This is a genomic window from Methylobacterium sp. NFXW15, from assembly GCF_049887755.1.
Lineage (GTDB): Bacteria > Pseudomonadota > Alphaproteobacteria > Rhizobiales > Beijerinckiaceae > Methylobacterium.
The window spans coordinates 23,266-38,013 of record NZ_JAGEKG010000014.1 but is presented as its reverse complement, the minus strand read 5'-3'; the positions used below and the strand labels follow the sequence as shown (position 1 = coordinate 38,013).

Here is a 14,748-nt window from a genome sequence, read left to right as displayed (position 1 = left end):
TGGCGCTTCTGTTTGTATATCTTATGATCGTGCGTTGCCGCTTGTGCATACGTGCGCGTCGGGAAAGCGCGTGCGGTCCAGGCTCGACAGCTTGGGGCCATGAGCCGAGGGGCCGGGTGATCGGTGGGGCATGACATGGAAGCGGCGGAGCCGACGGAGGGCATGGAGCGGGGGCTGCTCTCCGAGCGCATCCGCAACGCGTTGAGCGACGCCATCGCCTCGGGCGATTTTCCCGCCGGCACGACCCTGGACGAGCAGCTTCTCGCGGACCGCTACGGCGCCTCGCGCACACCCGTCCGGGAGGCGCTACGCCAACTCGCCGCCTCGGGGCTCGTGGAGATCCGCCCCAGGCGCGGCGTGGTGGTGGCGCAACTGACGCCGCAGCGAATCGGCGACATGTTCGAGACCTCGGCGGAGGTCGAAGCCCTCTGCGCGCGCCTTGCGACCTATCGGATGACGCCGCTGGAGCGCGGGACGCTGATCGACCTGCACGACGAATCCGCCGAGGCAGTGGCGGCCGGGGACGTCGATGCCTACGACCGGCTCAACCGCGCCTTCCACGAGGCGCTCTATGCCGGCACGCATAACGGCTTCCTGGCTGAACAGGCGCTCGCCTTGCGGGAACGTCTCGGCGCATTCCGGCGGACGCAACTGCGCCAGGGCGACCGCATCCATCGCTCGCGGGAGGAGCATGCCGAGATCCTCTCCGCCCTGTCCGAGGGCGATGGCGAGACCGCCGCCCGAAGGATGCGGGCGCATATGCTCCGTGCCGCCGCCGCGCTCGTCCGCTACATCGCCGGGTAGTCTCTCTCAGTCGTCGCCTCTCCGCCCGAGCGGCAGGCTGCCGACCGGCGCGTTGAGAGCGTCGGCGAGGCGGGCCAAGCGGCCCGCCGCCTGGGTAATCCCGTCCGCCGCCCGGGCCGAGGCCTCGTCCCGCTGGCGCTCCGCCGCTTCGACCACCGAGCGCGACTGGCCGACCTCCTTCTCGAGCGCCGCGTAGCGCCTGCGCAGGTCCGACAGTTCGTCGGAGATGGTGAGCGCGGCCATGACATGGAGCCGCATGTCGCCAATCTCGCCGAAGCTCGTGCGCATCTGCGCGACGCGTTCGCTGAAATCCTGCGTCAGGGCGGTGAGGTGAGCCTCCTCGTCCTTGCCGCAGGACATGCGGTACGTCTTGTTGTCGATGGTGACGGTGATAATCGGCATCCGGTCAGTGCCTTTCCAGCACGCCTGAGACGGCGGCGATGGCCCTGTCGAGCCGGTGCCCGACCTCGCCCGAAGTCGCCTCGACCTGCGCGAGGCGGGCGCTTGCCGCGTCGAGGGCGGCGGCAAGGCGGCTGCGATCTTCGCCCAGCAGAACCAGTTCCGAGTCCCGGTCGTCGGGGGCGGCCTCGGCCTCCAGGCGGCGGGTCACGGTGGCTTCCAGCCGCGACAGGACGGCGTCGAGCCTCTGCAGGGCGGCGGTCACTGGATCGGGCGCAAGTTCGTCGTCGGACGGCATCGTCATCTTGGGTTTTGCACAATGAGGCGAGATCGCAAGTTTCGACCGGATGACCTGCGATTTCCAGGGAAAAAGACCGCTCGGAGGACTCTCCGTATTCAGCGTCCCACGGGATTCACCGAAGTCTGTAACAACCGGTGGTTTGTCACTTCTCGTCGTTTGACAGGTCGAAGCACCATGTTAGACAGCCGCGCGCTCCCGAAAGTGGACCGCCGAGCCTTTGGCCGGCCTGGCCCGTGACGCGTCTTCAGTTGCGCTGACCGCCCCGCGTGGCGGCTGCTCGGCAGGGGCGCCGCACCGGTTCATCCCCGGTTCAAGCCACCCCGATAAGGGGTGCTCGGACGGACGAATATCGGGCCGCTGGCGCCGGGGGTACCAGGCGACCGGGCCGCCGCTGCGGCGGGTGCCCGGCATCAGGAAGGATCAAAGCCGTGACGAAGGTTGCCATCAACGGGTTCGGGCGCATCGGCCGCAACGTGCTGCGCGCCATCGCCGAGTCCGGCCGCAAGGACATCGAGGTCGTGGCGATCAACGATCTCGGCCCGGTCGAGACCAACGCTCACCTCCTCCGCTTCGATTCCGTGCATGGCCGCTATCCCGGCCAGGTCGCCGTCGACGGCGAGTTCCTGGTGGTCGATGGCCGCCGCATCAAGGTGACCGCTGTCCGCAACCCGGCCGAGCTCCCGCACCGCGACCTCGGAGTCGACATCGCCCTGGAGTGCACGGGCATCTTCACCTCCAAGGATAAGGCGAAGGCGCACCTCGACGCCGGCGCCAAGCGCGTTCTCGTCTCGGCTCCCGCCGACGGCGCCGATCTGACGGTCGTGTACGGCGTGAACCATGACAAGCTCTCCGCCGAGCATCTCGTCGTCTCGAACGCCTCTTGCACCACCAACTGCCTCGCGCCGGTCGCGAAGGTGCTGCACGAAGCCATCGGCATCGAGCGTGGCTTCATGACCACGATCCACTCCTACACCAACGACCAGCCCTCGCTGGACCAGATGCACAAGGACCTGTACCGGGCCCGCGCCGCGTCCCTGTCCATGATCCCGACCACGACCGGCGCCGCCAAGGCCGTCGGCCTCGTGCTGCCGGAGCTGAAGGGCCTGCTCGACGGGACCTCGATCCGCGTGCCGACCCCGAACGTCTCGGCGGTGGACCTCGTGTTCACGGCCAAGCGCGCGACCACGGTCCAGGAAGTCAACGATGCGATCAAGGCGGCCGCCGCCGGTCCGCTCAAGGGCGTGCTCGGCGTCACCGATCAGCCGAACGTCTCGATCGACTTCAACCACGACCCCCATTCCTCGACCTTCCACCTCGACCAGACCAAGGTGATGGACGGCGTGCTCGTCCGCATCCTGACCTGGTACGACAACGAGTGGGGCTTCTCGAACCGCATGGCCGACACCGCCGTGGCGATGGCCAAGCTCATCTGATCGACCGCGACCGGCCCCGCCGCTCCATTCGGGCGGCGGGGCTCTTTTTACGGCACGGGGTTCCTTCGGAAGGGTTGTTCTCGGGATGGCAGACGCGTCGCAGGGTTCGCAGGGCGGACAGGGTTTCATCCCTCAGACTTCCGCTTCCCCTCCACCGCCTTCCCCGTCGCCCTCCCCCGCTCCCGTTCCAGCCGCCGCTCCGGCTACAGCGGCGATGGCCCCCGTTTCCGCCAACCAGCTCTTCGATCAGCTCGCCCGGATCGAGGACAAGGCCTCCCGCATCGAGGACAAGTACGCCCGCTCGGAGGCGCTGCTGTCCCGCGTCGAGGATAAGGTGGACGCCGCGACCGGCCGCATGAACGACGCCGCCCGCCAATCCGATCTCGCCGCCCTTCGCACCGAGGTGCGCGGCCTCGCCGAGCGCACCCGGCGCCTGCCTGGGACCGGCGCCCTCGTCCTGACCGCGATCATCACCGCCGTCCTCACCGTCGTGCTGACGATCGCCGTGCAGCGGCTGAACCTCGACGGGCTGCTGCCCCCGAAGGCCAACGCCGCGGCAATCCGCTGAACCCCATTTTCTGACCGATCCAACGAGACCCGATGAGCGCCTTCCGCACCCTCGATGACGCCGGCTCACTTCAGGGGAAGCGCGTGCTCCTGCGCGTCGACCTGAACGTTCCCATGGAGAACGGCCGCGTCACCGACGCCACACGCATCGAGCGCGTCGTCCCGACGATCCGCGAGATCGCGGGCAAGGGCGCCAAGGTCGTGCTGCTCGCCCATTTCGGCCGTCCGAAGGGCAAGCGCGAGGCCAAGGATTCCCTCGAGCCGGTGGTGCCCGCCCTGTCGCAGTCCCTCGGCCAGCCGGTGTCCTTCGCCGCCGACTGCATCGGCGAGGACGCCGCCAAGGCGGTCGCCGCACTGAAGGACGGCGACGTCCTCCTTCTGGAGAACACCCGTTACCACGCGGGCGAGGAGAAGAACGAAACCGGCTTCGCCGACGCGCTCGCCGCCAACGGCGACGTGTACGTCAACGAGGCGTTCTCTGCCGCTCACCGCGCCCACGCCTCGACCGAGGGCCTCGCTCACCGCCTGCCCGCCTATGCGGGCCGCGAGATGCAGGCCGAGCTCGACGCCCTCACCAAGGGCCTGGAATCGCCCCAGCGCCCGGTGATCGCCCTGGTCGGCGGCGCCAAGGTCTCGTCGAAGATCGATCTCCTCGAAAACCTCGTCGCCAAGGTCGACATGCTGGTGATCGGCGGCGGCATGGCCAACACGTTCCTGCATGCGCAGGGCAAGACGGTCGGCAAGTCGCTCTGCGAGAAGGACCTCGCCGAGACCGCGACCCGCATCTTCGCCGCCGCCGAGAAAGCGGGCTGCCGGATCATCCTGCCGGTCGATGCCGTCTCGGCTGCCGAGTTCAAGGCCAACGCCGCGCACGAGACCGTTTCGGTCGATTCCGTGCCGGAGAGCGGCATGATCCTCGATGCCGGTCCGAAGTCGGTCGCCGAGATCAACGCCGCGATCGACACCGCCAAGACGCTCGTCTGGAACGGCCCCCTCGGCGCTTTCGAGCTTACCCCCTTCGATGCGGCGACCGTCGCGGCGGCCCAGCACGCGGCCGAACGGACCAAGGCCGGTCAGCTCGTCTCGGTGGCGGGTGGCGGCGACACCGTGGCCGCACTCAACCACGCTGGCGTGGCGCAGGCTTTCACCTACGTGTCCACGGCGGGCGGCGCCTTCCTCGAATGGCTCGAGGGCAAGGCCCTTCCGGGTGTCGAGGCGCTGCGCGCCAAGGGCTGAACAGACAGGCGCATCTCCCCTCTCGACCTCATCCTGAGGTGCTCGCGCAAGCGGGCCTCGAAGGAGGGTTCCAGGGAGCGCAACGGGTTCTGGAGGCCTCCTTCGAGGCCTCCGCTTCGCTACGGCACCTCAGGATGAGGTGTTTTGATGGACAGTCGGCGGCAGGCGCCGCTTCATTCGAACCGAGGTGGGACACATGGCACGCATCACCCTGAGGCAGCTCCTCGACCACGCCGCCGAGCATGAATACGGCGTGCCCGCCTTCAACCTGAACAACATGGAACAGGGCCTCGCCATCATGGCGGCGGCCGATGCCACCGACTCGCCGGTGATCCTTCAGGCGAGCCGCGGCGCCCGCGCCTATGCCAACGATATCGTGCTGGCCAAGCTGATCGACGGCCTCGTCGAGATCTATCCGCACATCCCGGTCTGCATGCACCTCGACCACGGGAACAACGAGGCGACCTGCGCCACCGCCATCCAGTACGGCTTCACCTCCGTGATGATGGACGGCTCGCTCAAGGCCGACGGCAAGACCCCGGCGGACTACAATTACAACGTCGAGATCACCCAGAACGTCACCAAGATGGCCCATTGGGCTGGCGTCTCGGTCGAGGGTGAGCTGGGCGTGCTCGGTTCGCTGGAGAGCGGCCAGGGTGAGGCCGAGGATGGCCATGGTGCCGAGGGCACCCTCTCCCACGACCAACTCCTCACCGATCCGGAAGAGGCGGTGAAGTTCGTGCAGGCCACGAAGGTCGATGCCTTGGCGGTGGCCATGGGCACCAGCCACGGCGCCTACAAGTTCACGCGCCAGCCCGACGGCGACGTGCTGGCGATGAACGTGATCGAGGAGATCCACCGCCGCCTGCCGACGACCCACCTCGTCATGCACGGCTCTTCCTCGGTGCCGCAGGACCTGCAGGACATCATCAACCAGTATGGCGGCCAGATGAAGCCGACCTGGGGCGTGCCGGTCGAGGAGATCCAGCGCGGCATCAAGCACGGTGTGCGCAAGATCAATATCGACACCGACAACCGGATGGCCATGACTGGCCAGATCCGCAAGGTGCTGACCGAGAACCCCTCGGAATTCGACCCGCGCAAGTACCTTAAGCCCGCCATGGACGCGATGACGAAGCTCTGCAAGCAGCGCTTCGAGGAGTTCAATACGGCGGGCCAGGGCTCGAAGATCCGTCCGATCTCCGTGGCCGAGATGGCCAAGCGTTATGCCAGCGGCTCCCTCGACCCGAAGATCGGGGCCTAGTAAGCGGAGGCAGTTCCAGCCTCACGTTCAGGGCCCATGGTCGATCAACGTCTCGCACTCCTCGGTCCCCACGGCCTCAATGCCGCGGGGGCCGAGACCCTTCTTCCCGCCCTCGAAGCGGCCTGCGCCGCAGGCGACGTGGCGGCCGTGATCCTGCGGTTCGCGCCCGCCGACGAGCGGGCGTTGACCGGTCTCGTGAAGCGCGCCGCCGCCATCGTGCAGGCGCGCGAGGCCGCCCTCGTCATTGCCTGTCCCGGCTTCAGCGGTGACTTGGTGCAGGTCGCCGCGCGGGGGGGAGCGGACGGCGTCCATCTCGACAAGCCACGCGATCCCGAGAGCGAACTCTCCGACCTGCGCAAGCGGCTGCGCGACGGGCGCATCCTCGGCACGGGCGGTCTCGAATCGAAGCACATCGCCATGGAAGCGGGCGAGGCGGGTGTCGATTACCTGATGTTCGGCGGCCTCTACCCGGATGGCGCGGCGCCCGATGCCGAGACCGTGCGGGCACGGGCGGCATGGTGGGCCGAAATCTTCGAAACGCCCTGCGTCGCCGTCGCCGCAACGGAAGCGGAGCTTCCCGGCATCATCGAGACCGGTGCCGAGTTCATCGGCCTCGAAAGCGCGATCTGGGTGACCGATGCCGATGCGGTCGGCCGGGCCCAGGGGCTGATCGGAGCGCAAGAGGGATGAGGCCGCTCACCCTCGCGCTGGCCGGCCTCTTGATCGCGCAGGGGGCGGCTCATGGGGCCGCCCAGGCCGCCTCGCTCGCCGATCCGAAGGCCACGGCCGTGGCGCCCGAGAAGCCCACACGGGAATTGCCGTCGCCCTACACGCCAGGATACGCGGGAGGCGCCACGCCGCCCGCGACCGGGCAGCCGCCGGATTTTGCCTATGGCGCCTACCAGCGCGGGCAATACGTCACCGCCTTCCGGGAGGCGACGAAGCGCATTGAGGCCGATCCCAAGGACGCGTCGGCGATGACGCTTCTTGGGGAATTGTACAATCAGGGCCTCGGCGTCGCGCAGAACCCGGTCAAGGCGGCCGATTGGTATAAGCTCGCGGCCAAGCAGAACGACCCCGCCGCCATGTCCTCCCTCGGGCTCATGGCTCTGGATGGGCGGGGCGTGCCGCGCGATCCGAAGGCCGGTCGCCGCTGGCTCGAACAGGCGGCGGCCCTGGGCTCGCCCACGGCTTCTTACAATCTCGGGTTGATTCTTATTGCAACGGGCGCCCCGGCCGACGAAGCCGAGGCCGCCAAGCAGTTCCGCAAGGCGGCCGAGGCGGAACTAGGCCCGGCACAACACGATCTCGGCGTGCTCTACCTGCAGGGGCGGGGCGTGCAGAAGGATCCGACGCAGGCGGCGCAGTGGTTCCGCCGCGCGGCGGACAATGGCGATCTCGCGGGCGAGGTCGAGTACGCGATCCTGCTTTTCAACGGAACCGGCGTGACCAAGGACGAGCGCGCCGCCGCACGCTACTTCCTGCACGCGGCCAAGCGTGGCAACGCCATCGCCCAGAACCGCGTCGCGCGGCTCTTCGCCTCCGGGCGTGGCGTGGGGAAGAACCTCGTGGAGGCGGCGGCCTGGAACCTCGCCGCAGCCGGTCAGGGCCTCTCGGACGCGTGGCTCGACCAAGCGGTCTCAGGCCTCTCGCCGGACGAGAAGGCCAGAGCGGAACGGCTCGGCAACGAGCGGATCGAGCAGCAATAGGTCAGGCTTCGGCCTTCGACCAATCGACGCCCGCTTCGAGCTCCGGCAGCAGGACGACGCTCTCCTGCTCGTTCGGATCGGTGCGGGCGATCACCGCCACGACCGGCTCCGTCGCGCTGCGGTTGTAGGGCAGGTGCGGCACATTCGCGGCGATGTAGACGAACTCACCCGCCCCGGCGATGGCGTGGTGTTCGAGCTGCTCGCCCCAGAAACAGCCGGACACGCCCTTCAGCACGTGGATCGCCGTCTCGTGCGCCTCGTGTTTGTGGGCGTGCGCTCGCTCTCCCGGGGCAATCTCGAGAAGCTGCATGTGGAGCGCCTTCGCGCCCACCGCCTCCGCCGAGATGGCGTGACGATACATGTGCCCCTGCTTCCCCCGGAAGGGCTCACCCTCCCGCACCACCATGAGGCCGGCTCGTTCGCTCACCCTACCCTCCCGCTGGAATCAGCGGCAGGACATCACAGCCGGCACGCGCCGCCAAGGGCATCGTTCTCGGCCTGCGTGAACAGGCGCGAGCGGATGTGGAAGCGTTTCTCGCGGCCATTCTCCAGGGAGAACATGCCGCCCCGGCCCGGCACCACGTCGAGCATGATGTGGGTGTGCTTCCAGACCTCGAACTGGGTGCGGGAGATGTAGAAATCCGCTCCGCCGACTTGGCCCAGATGCACGTCGCTGTCGCCGACGATGAAATCGCCGACCGGGTAGCACATGGGCGAGGAGCCATCGCAGCAGCCGCCCGATTGGTGGAACATCACCGGTCCGTACTCGGCCTTCAATTCCTCGATCAGTGCCAGCGCCATGGGCGTCGCGGTGACGCGCAGCGGCGTCCCGTCGACTCCGGCCTGCTCGGCGGTGGTGGCTTCGACCGTCTCCGTGGCGCTCATGCGCTCCTCCCGTTCAAGGCGTGACGTCAGATCTAAGGTCGGCAGGTGGGGGCGGCGAGCCCCGGACGCAAAGAGGCCCCGGCCGGATGGCCAGGGCCCAAGGCAGTCTCGGGGGGAGACTCGGCTAGGCTCAGAAGAATCCGAGCTTCTTCGCCGAGTAGCTAACCAGCATGTTCTTCGTCTGCTGGTAGTGGTCGAGCATCATCTTATGGGTCTCGCGTCCGATGCCGGACTGCTTGTAGCCACCGAAGGCCGCGTGGGCCGGGTAGGCATGGTAGCAGTTCGTCCAAACGCGGCCCGCCTGGATCGCGCGGCCGAAGCGGTAGGCGCGGGTCCCGTCGCGGGTCCAAACGCCGGCGCCGAGGCCGTAGAGCGTATCGTTGGCGATGGAGAGGGCGTCGGCGTCGTCCTTGAAGGTCGTGACTGACAGGACCGGGCCGAAGATCTCTTCCTGGAAGATGCGCATCTTGTTGTGGCCGCGGAACACGGTCGGCTTCATGTAGAAGCCCTCGGCCAGATCGCCTTCACGCACGCCGCGCTCACCGCCGGTGAGGCACTCCGCGCCCTCCTGCTTGCCGATATCGACGTAGCTGAGGATCTTCTCGAGCTGCTCGCTCGACGCCTGGGCGCCGATCATCGTGGCCGGGTCGAGGGGCGAGCCCTGCGTGATGGCCTCGACGCGCTTGATCGCCCGCTCCATGAACCGGTCGTAGATCGACTCGTGGACGAGGGCGCGGCTCGGGCAGGTGCAGACCTCACCCTGGTTGAGCGCGAACATCGTGAAGCCCTCGAGGGCCTTATCGAAGAAGTCGTCGTCCTCGTTCGCGACGTCGGCGAAGAAGATGTTCGGCGACTTGCCGCCCAGCTCCAGGGTCACCGGGATCAGGTTCTGCGAGGCGTACTGCATGATGAGGCGGCCGGTGGTCGTCTCACCCGTGAAGGCGATCTTGGCGATACGCGGCGAGGAGGCGAGCGGCTTGCCGGCCTCGAGGCCGAAGCCGTTCACGATGTTCAGCACGCCCGGCGGCAGCAGATCGCCGATGACCTCCATCAGCACCAGCACGGAGGCCGGGGTCTGCTCGGCGGGCTTGAGCACCACGCAGTTGCCCGCGGCGAGCGCCGGAGCGAGCTTCCACACCGCCATCAGGATGGGGAAGTTCCACGGGATGATCTGGCCGACAACGCCGAGCGGCTCGTGGAAGTGGTAGGCCACGGTGTCGTGGTCGATCTCGGAGATCGAGCCTTCCTGCGCCCGCACGCAACCCGCGAAGTAGCGGAAGTGGTCGATGGCGAGCGGAATGTCGGCGTGGGTCGTCTCGCGGATCGGCTTGCCGTTGTCCCAGGTCTCGGCCAGGGCGAGGAGGTCGAGATTCTCCTCCATCCGGTCGGCCATCTTGTTCAGGATGCGGGCGCGCTCGGCCGGAGCGGTGCGGCCCCAGGCCTCCTTGGCGGCGTGGGCGGCATCGAGGGCGCGGTCGATGTCGGTGGCGTCGGAGCGCGCGACTTCGCACACGACCTTGCCGGTGATCGGCGAGGTGTTCTCGAAGTAGCGGCCGGCGGCGGGCGCGACCCACTGGCCGCCGATGAAGTTCTCGTAGCGCGACGAGAACGGCGACTTCGTACGGCTATCGCCGAAGAATTCGGGCTTGTTCATGGGCGTTCTCCCTGGTTTGGGCCCGGCCTCGCGGACCGCGGCTCGTTCGATTCGGCCCCCGTCTCGGAGGTCCTGCCGCTTCCCTCGGCTCGGGTGCTAGCCAATGTCAGATGGCCTGCCGAAGCAAGGTGGACTTTTGGACGAGGCGCCCGAAGCGCCTCCTCGAACATAAGCTTACGCCCGCTCAAAACCCTTGGCGACCCCATCCCTTACGGGGCGAACGCGAAGGGCAGGCAGGCCGCTGCCAGGGGTAAGGCGACGAGGGCGGCCGGGCGCAGCCAGCCCGGCCGATAGGTGAGGCAGGCGGCCACCGCGAGCGCCGCCGCCGTCAAGGCGCCCGTCGCCAGGACCGGCCCGAAATTCCATCCGTCCAGCGTGATGGCCGCTCCGAACGACAGAGCGATTCCAGCCCAGCCCGCACTGCGCAAGGGCCGGACCCGCCTCTGCGGGACCGGTCCGCGCAGGGCGGCCCGATGATGCCGGTCGAGGCTGAGCGCCAGTGTCGCGAGCCCGGCAAAGGCCAGGGCCGTACAGAGCAGGAGCGTCGCCCCGCTCATGCCCGCGCCACCTGCGCCGGGGCTCGCCGAGCCAGGGCGGCGGGCGGTCGCGCGGCCACCCGCGCGGCGACGATGAGGAGCGCAGCCACGAGCAGCATCGCGAGGTCGAAGGCCACGAAGCGGGGCTCGCCGATCAGGGCGATATCGACCGGGACCACGGCGAGGAAGCCGATCGCGGCGAGCCCGAGAGTGGCGGGCCAAGCCTGTCGGCGAGGCGTGAATGCGCCGACCAGTGCGACGAGCACCCAGGCTCCGAAGAACAGCCCGACCTCCCAGTTGGCACGCTCCGCCATGCCGACGGGCAGCAGGCGGTTCGCCAGGAAGAAGGCACCGATTCCGGCGGGCAGTCCGGCGATGGTCCCGATATTCAGGATGCGCACGAGGCGGAGACCCCATCCTTCCGGTGCCGCGCCCTTCGGCGCTCGCGCCACGGTCCACAGCACCAACCCGGAGGCCACCGCCGCAGCGCCGAGGGCTCCGCAGAGGAAGAACAGGACGCGCAGGGCCGAGGAGGCGAAATGCGCCTCGTGCAATCCGACGAAGACCGCTCCGGTTCGCGTCGCGACCCCAGCTTCGGTGTTGCGCGCGAGTTCAGCTCCCGTCACCGCGTCGTAGGCGGTCTGTGGATGCAGGTGCGCGAGCCCGTGCGGCTCCTCGAACGCGAGGTTGACCGTCGCGGCAGCATCACCCGGTGCGTAGACGGACAAGCCCTCGGGCATTTCCCCGGCTTCGCGGGCGGCGGCGGTGATGATGTCTCCGAGAGGCCTGCCCTCGGCGGGCTTGCCGGTGGGCATACGGCCCTTCGGCATCAGCCCCGCCTCGACGAAGTAGTTCGGCGCGTTGTCGTGATAGGCGGCCTGCGTCGCCCAGGGCATCAGCATCGGCCCCAGTGTCACGAGCCCCGTATAGGTGATCATCAGGTGGAACGGCAGCGCGAGCACGCCGAACAGGTTGTGCGCGTCGAGCCATGCGCGCTGCCGGGAGCGGTCCGGCCGGAAGGTGAAGAAATCCGCGAAGATCCGGCGATGGGTGATGATGCCGGAAATAAGCGCGATGAGCAGAACCATCGCGCAGGATCCGACGATCCAGCGCCCCCAGAGGCTCGGCAGGGCAAGCTCGAAGTGGAAGCGGTAGAGGAAATCGCCGCCCTTCGTCTCGCGGGCATGAGTCGGGGCGCCAGTCGCGGGATCGAGGAGCGCGTGATGGAACGGACCATCGAAGCTCTTCCACCAATAGACCTCGGTGACTGGCACATCCGGCTTCGGCAACTGGATATACCAGCCTCCGGCTTCGGGCATCTGTCGGGCGAGGTAGGCGCTCGCCAGCGTTGCCGCTGCCGCGGGATCGACGGCGGTCTCGCGCAGTTCGGGACGCATCCAGCGGGTGATGTCGTCCTTGTAGTAACTCGCCGTACCGGTGACGAAGACCGCGAACAGCACCCAGCCGACCACGAGGCCGGACCACGTGTGCAACCACGCCATGGCAGGCCGGAAACGCTTCGCCTCGCTCATGCCGCCACCGTCGCAGAGAAGCCGCCCGAGAGCCAAAGGGCTGACGTGAGCAGAATGACCGCCGCAGCGATCGTCAGCGCCGCACGGCGAAGAGAGGCTGCCGCGAAGACGAAGATCACGATGCCGGCCATCACCGCGAAGCTCGCGATCATCGAGGCCGACACGGCTTCGGCCCGCGACAGGGGCAGGATCATCGCGCCGAGGGCACTCACTAGGCCTGCCACCGCGTACCCGCCGAAGGCCGCGAGGGCGACACGCCCTGCAACGGTCAAGCGGTCACGCCATCCCCTTTCCGAGGATCGGATACGGATCGCGTCGACGGGTGGCGAGTCGCTGGCCATGGCGTCGGGTAGCAGCGGCCGAGGGGCCTCCGCAATCGCTATCTTTCGGAACGATTCCAACAAGACGCCAAGGACTTGGCACGTCTCGGACGGGTGATTCATCCCACCCGCAGACACGTCCTTCGCGATCGTGCCAGGGATTATCGGCCGGTGGTGGTGCGGCCCGGACGTTGGATCCCGGCAGCGGCAGCCGTGGCGCTCGGCGGCAAGGCCGTGGCCGCGCGACTCTCACTCGACGGAGCGCCCGGCGAGACGTCGGGCGCGGCGCCTGCCTCCTTGTCACGGCTCCAGCCGTAGCCGGCATTCACACCCGCATAAAAGCCGGTGAAATCCTCGGCGCGGGCAGGCAGGGCTACGAGGAGGAACAGGAGCGGCAGGCGGCGGAGCATGCGAGTCCCAGCACAACAAACGAGAACGGCGGCCCGCGAGGACCGCCGTTCCGAATCTCATGAGCATCGCGGCGACAGAGTGGCGCCGCGCGGCTCAGCCTCAGCCGTCGACGTTGATGGACGAGGCCTCACGGCCCTTCATGCCCTCGACGACGCCGAGCGTGACCTGCTGGCCTTCGGCCAGGGAATCGAGGCCGGCGCGGGCGAGTGCGGAACGGTGGACGAACACGTCCTTGCCGCCGTCGTTCACCGACACGAAGCCGAAGCCCTTGGCCGGATCGTACCACTTCACGGTGCCGACCATCTCGGTCGACGGGCCGGAGGGGGCGCGACCGCCACCACCGCCGCCACCGAATCGGTCGCCGCCGCGGCTGCCGCCGCCGCCGCCGAAGCGGTCACCGCCACCGAAGCCCTCGGTGCGCGGACGGAACTCGCGGCGGGGAGCCGGAGCCTCGGCCGTGGAAGTGTCCACGCTGGTCACGCTCGTGACCTGCGGGCCCTTCTGACCCTGGGCAGTCGTGACCATCAGCTTGGTGCCGGGCATGAGATCATCATGGCCGGCAGCCTCGACGGCCCGGATGTGGAGGAAGGCGTCGCCCGAACCGTCGCCGAGTTCGACGAAGCCGAAGCCCTTCTCCTTGTTGAACCACTTGACGGTGGCATCGCGCTCGGGGCCCGACGGAGCCGGGGACGCGCCGCGCGACGGGCCACGGTCGAAGCCGCCCCCACCGCCGTATCCGCCGCCGCCACCGCCGCCGTAACCACCGCCGCCGCCGCCACCGTAGCCACCGCCAAAGCCGCCGCCCGAGGGTGCCTGATCAGGCCATCTCGGCTCACCGCTCTCGTCGAAGCCGCGCTTCTGCGGCCCCCTGAAATCACGACCACGTCCCATTAGAAGCTCGCAAAAACCGTCCGCCGCCCGTATTCAAAATTCACGCCGACCATTGCGGAGGATCGGCGGCTCGCACTGCGCATTACCCCAGGTCGTGCTAACCAAGAATAATGCCCTAGTCCTGACGCAATCGGGCCTTGACCGCAAGGTCCTTTTGGGCGGAGACGCGGCGGTTCACGAACTTTCCTGCGGCAAGCATCGCGTGGGGAGTGAGTGGCGTTAGCAAAATGCAAAGTGCGGTCGGTTACCGTCGCGACGGGACGACGCACCCGATGATCGCAACACCGACCTTTCCCGACCTCTCCGCCCTCGTCGTCGACGAGAGCCTTTATATCCGGCGTATCGTCCGGGACATGCTGATGCGCGTAGGCATCAAGCGCGTCCTGGAGGCGCCTGATGGCGCCGAGGCGCTGGGCGTGCTCGCCGAGAGCAAGCCCGATATCGCCATCATCGACTGGGACCTGTCGATCCTGTCGGGGGAAGAGTTCATCCGCCTCGCCCGCACCCCGGCCACGTCCCCCTGCCCCACTCTGCCGATCATCCTCATGCTGGCCCAGCCGCGCCGGAACGTGGTGGACCGGGCTGTCGGCCTCGGCGTCAACGAGATCATCGCCAAGCCGTTCTCCCCCAAGACACTCTGGTCGCGCCTCGATGAGATCATCAACCGGCCCCGGCCCTACTCTCAGGTGAAGAGCCTGTTGCGGCCGATTCCTCGTGCCGCCGGGGCAGCGAAGATCTTCGCCTGACGCATTCGCAACCCCGAGGCACCGTTCGGCCGTTGCAGTTCCCGCCCGAGGCTGTAGGCT

Annotated in this window: 18 protein-coding genes; 8 read left to right on the top strand and 10 right to left on the bottom strand. The window is 68.2% G+C overall.

From position 1 onward, the window contains the following. Positions 1-135 precede the first annotated feature (135 nt). Entirely contained in the window at positions 136-804 is a 669-nt protein-coding gene (locus tag J4O73_RS22150; RefSeq protein WP_426220922.1) for a GntR family transcriptional regulator, read from the top strand. Between the two features lie 6 nt (positions 805-810). On the opposite strand, the gene J4O73_RS22145 is transcribed toward J4O73_RS22150, so the two are convergent. Together J4O73_RS22145 and J4O73_RS22140 are read right to left on the bottom strand one after the other, a co-directional pair. Further along, positions 811-1,206, bottom strand: a complete 396-nt coding sequence (locus J4O73_RS22145; protein ID WP_426220920.1) for a cell division protein ZapA — start codon at positions 1,204-1,206, stop codon at positions 811-813. Positions 1,207-1,210: 4 nt separating this feature from the next. Continuing rightward, positions 1,211-1,501, bottom strand: coding sequence for a DUF4164 family protein (locus J4O73_RS22140; RefSeq protein ID WP_426220918.1), 291 nt, complete (start codon positions 1,499-1,501; stop codon positions 1,211-1,213). A gap of 431 nt (positions 1,502-1,932) precedes the next feature. Between J4O73_RS22140 and gap the strand changes: the two genes are divergently transcribed. From gap to J4O73_RS22110, 6 genes are all read left to right on the top strand, one after another. Beyond that, positions 1,933-2,937, top strand: a complete 1,005-nt coding sequence (gene gap, locus J4O73_RS22135) for a type I glyceraldehyde-3-phosphate dehydrogenase (protein ID WP_426220917.1) — start codon at positions 1,933-1,935, stop codon at positions 2,935-2,937. An 85-nt stretch (positions 2,938-3,022) separates the two neighbouring features. Then, a complete protein-coding gene (locus J4O73_RS22130) occupies positions 3,023-3,505 on the top strand; it encodes a hypothetical protein (RefSeq protein WP_426220916.1) in 483 nt (160 codons plus the stop codon). Between the two features lie 32 nt (positions 3,506-3,537). After that, complete coding sequence (locus J4O73_RS22125; RefSeq protein WP_426220915.1) at positions 3,538-4,740, top strand: phosphoglycerate kinase; 1,203 nt, start codon at positions 3,538-3,540, stop codon at positions 4,738-4,740. A 196-nt stretch (positions 4,741-4,936) separates the two neighbouring features. Beyond that, on the top strand, positions 4,937-6,004 hold the full coding sequence (gene fba / locus J4O73_RS22120; RefSeq protein ID WP_378974223.1) for a class II fructose-bisphosphate aldolase: 1,068 nt from the start codon (positions 4,937-4,939) through the stop codon (positions 6,002-6,004). A gap of 36 nt (positions 6,005-6,040) precedes the next feature. Beyond that, complete coding sequence (locus tag J4O73_RS22115) at positions 6,041-6,694, top strand: thiamine phosphate synthase (RefSeq protein WP_426220914.1); 654 nt, start codon at positions 6,041-6,043, stop codon at positions 6,692-6,694. Then, a complete protein-coding gene (locus J4O73_RS22110) occupies positions 6,691-7,713 on the top strand; it encodes a tetratricopeptide repeat protein (RefSeq protein ID WP_426220913.1) in 1,023 nt (340 codons plus the stop codon). The genes J4O73_RS22115 and J4O73_RS22110 overlap by 4 nt, the downstream gene beginning before the upstream one ends. Position 7,714: 1 nt before the next feature. On the opposite strand, the gene J4O73_RS22105 is transcribed toward J4O73_RS22110, so the two are convergent. The 8 genes from J4O73_RS22105 to J4O73_RS22070 all read right to left on the bottom strand — a co-directional run bounded on the left by J4O73_RS22105 (position 7,715) and on the right by J4O73_RS22070 (position 13,942). Next, the gene (locus J4O73_RS22105; protein ID WP_426220992.1) at positions 7,715-8,119 is read right to left on the bottom strand and encodes a cupin domain-containing protein; all 405 of its coding nucleotides are present in this window, start codon (positions 8,117-8,119) and stop codon (positions 7,715-7,717) included. Between the two features lie 53 nt (positions 8,120-8,172). Beyond that, positions 8,173-8,598: a DUF779 domain-containing protein gene (locus tag J4O73_RS22100; RefSeq protein ID WP_426220912.1), complete on the bottom strand. Its 426-nt coding sequence runs from the start codon at positions 8,596-8,598 to the stop codon at positions 8,173-8,175. 130 nt (positions 8,599-8,728) lie between these two features. Further along, entirely contained in the window at positions 8,729-10,252 is a 1,524-nt protein-coding gene (gene adh, locus J4O73_RS22095) for an aldehyde dehydrogenase (protein ID WP_426220911.1), read from the bottom strand. A 209-nt stretch (positions 10,253-10,461) separates the two neighbouring features. Then, positions 10,462-10,809 (bottom strand): DUF3325 domain-containing protein, encoded by a 348-nt coding sequence (locus J4O73_RS22090; protein WP_426220910.1) that lies wholly within the window; start codon positions 10,807-10,809, stop codon positions 10,462-10,464. Continuing rightward, a complete protein-coding gene (locus J4O73_RS22085) occupies positions 10,806-12,320 on the bottom strand; it encodes a PepSY-associated TM helix domain-containing protein (RefSeq protein ID WP_426220909.1) in 1,515 nt (504 codons plus the stop codon). Before J4O73_RS22085 ends, J4O73_RS22090 begins: the two co-directional genes overlap by 4 nt. Beyond that, positions 12,317-12,592, bottom strand: coding sequence for an iron transporter (locus tag J4O73_RS22080; protein ID WP_426220907.1), 276 nt, complete (start codon positions 12,590-12,592; stop codon positions 12,317-12,319). The genes J4O73_RS22085 and J4O73_RS22080 overlap by 4 nt, the downstream gene beginning before the upstream one ends. Before the next feature lie 209 nt (positions 12,593-12,801). After that, the gene (locus tag J4O73_RS22075; RefSeq protein WP_426220905.1) at positions 12,802-13,050 is read right to left on the bottom strand and encodes a hypothetical protein; all 249 of its coding nucleotides are present in this window, start codon (positions 13,048-13,050) and stop codon (positions 12,802-12,804) included. A 100-nt stretch (positions 13,051-13,150) separates the two neighbouring features. Beyond that, positions 13,151-13,942 carry a cold-shock protein gene (locus tag J4O73_RS22070; RefSeq protein ID WP_426220903.1) on the bottom strand — a complete coding sequence of 264 codons (792 nt, stop codon included), beginning with the start codon at positions 13,940-13,942 and terminating at the stop codon, positions 13,151-13,153. A 272-nt stretch (positions 13,943-14,214) separates the two neighbouring features. On the opposite strand from J4O73_RS22070, the gene J4O73_RS22065 reads away from it, so the two are divergent. Then, on the top strand, positions 14,215-14,688 hold the full coding sequence (locus tag J4O73_RS22065) for a response regulator (protein WP_426220901.1): 474 nt from the start codon (positions 14,215-14,217) through the stop codon (positions 14,686-14,688). The last annotated feature ends 60 nt before the right edge of the window (positions 14,689-14,748 follow it).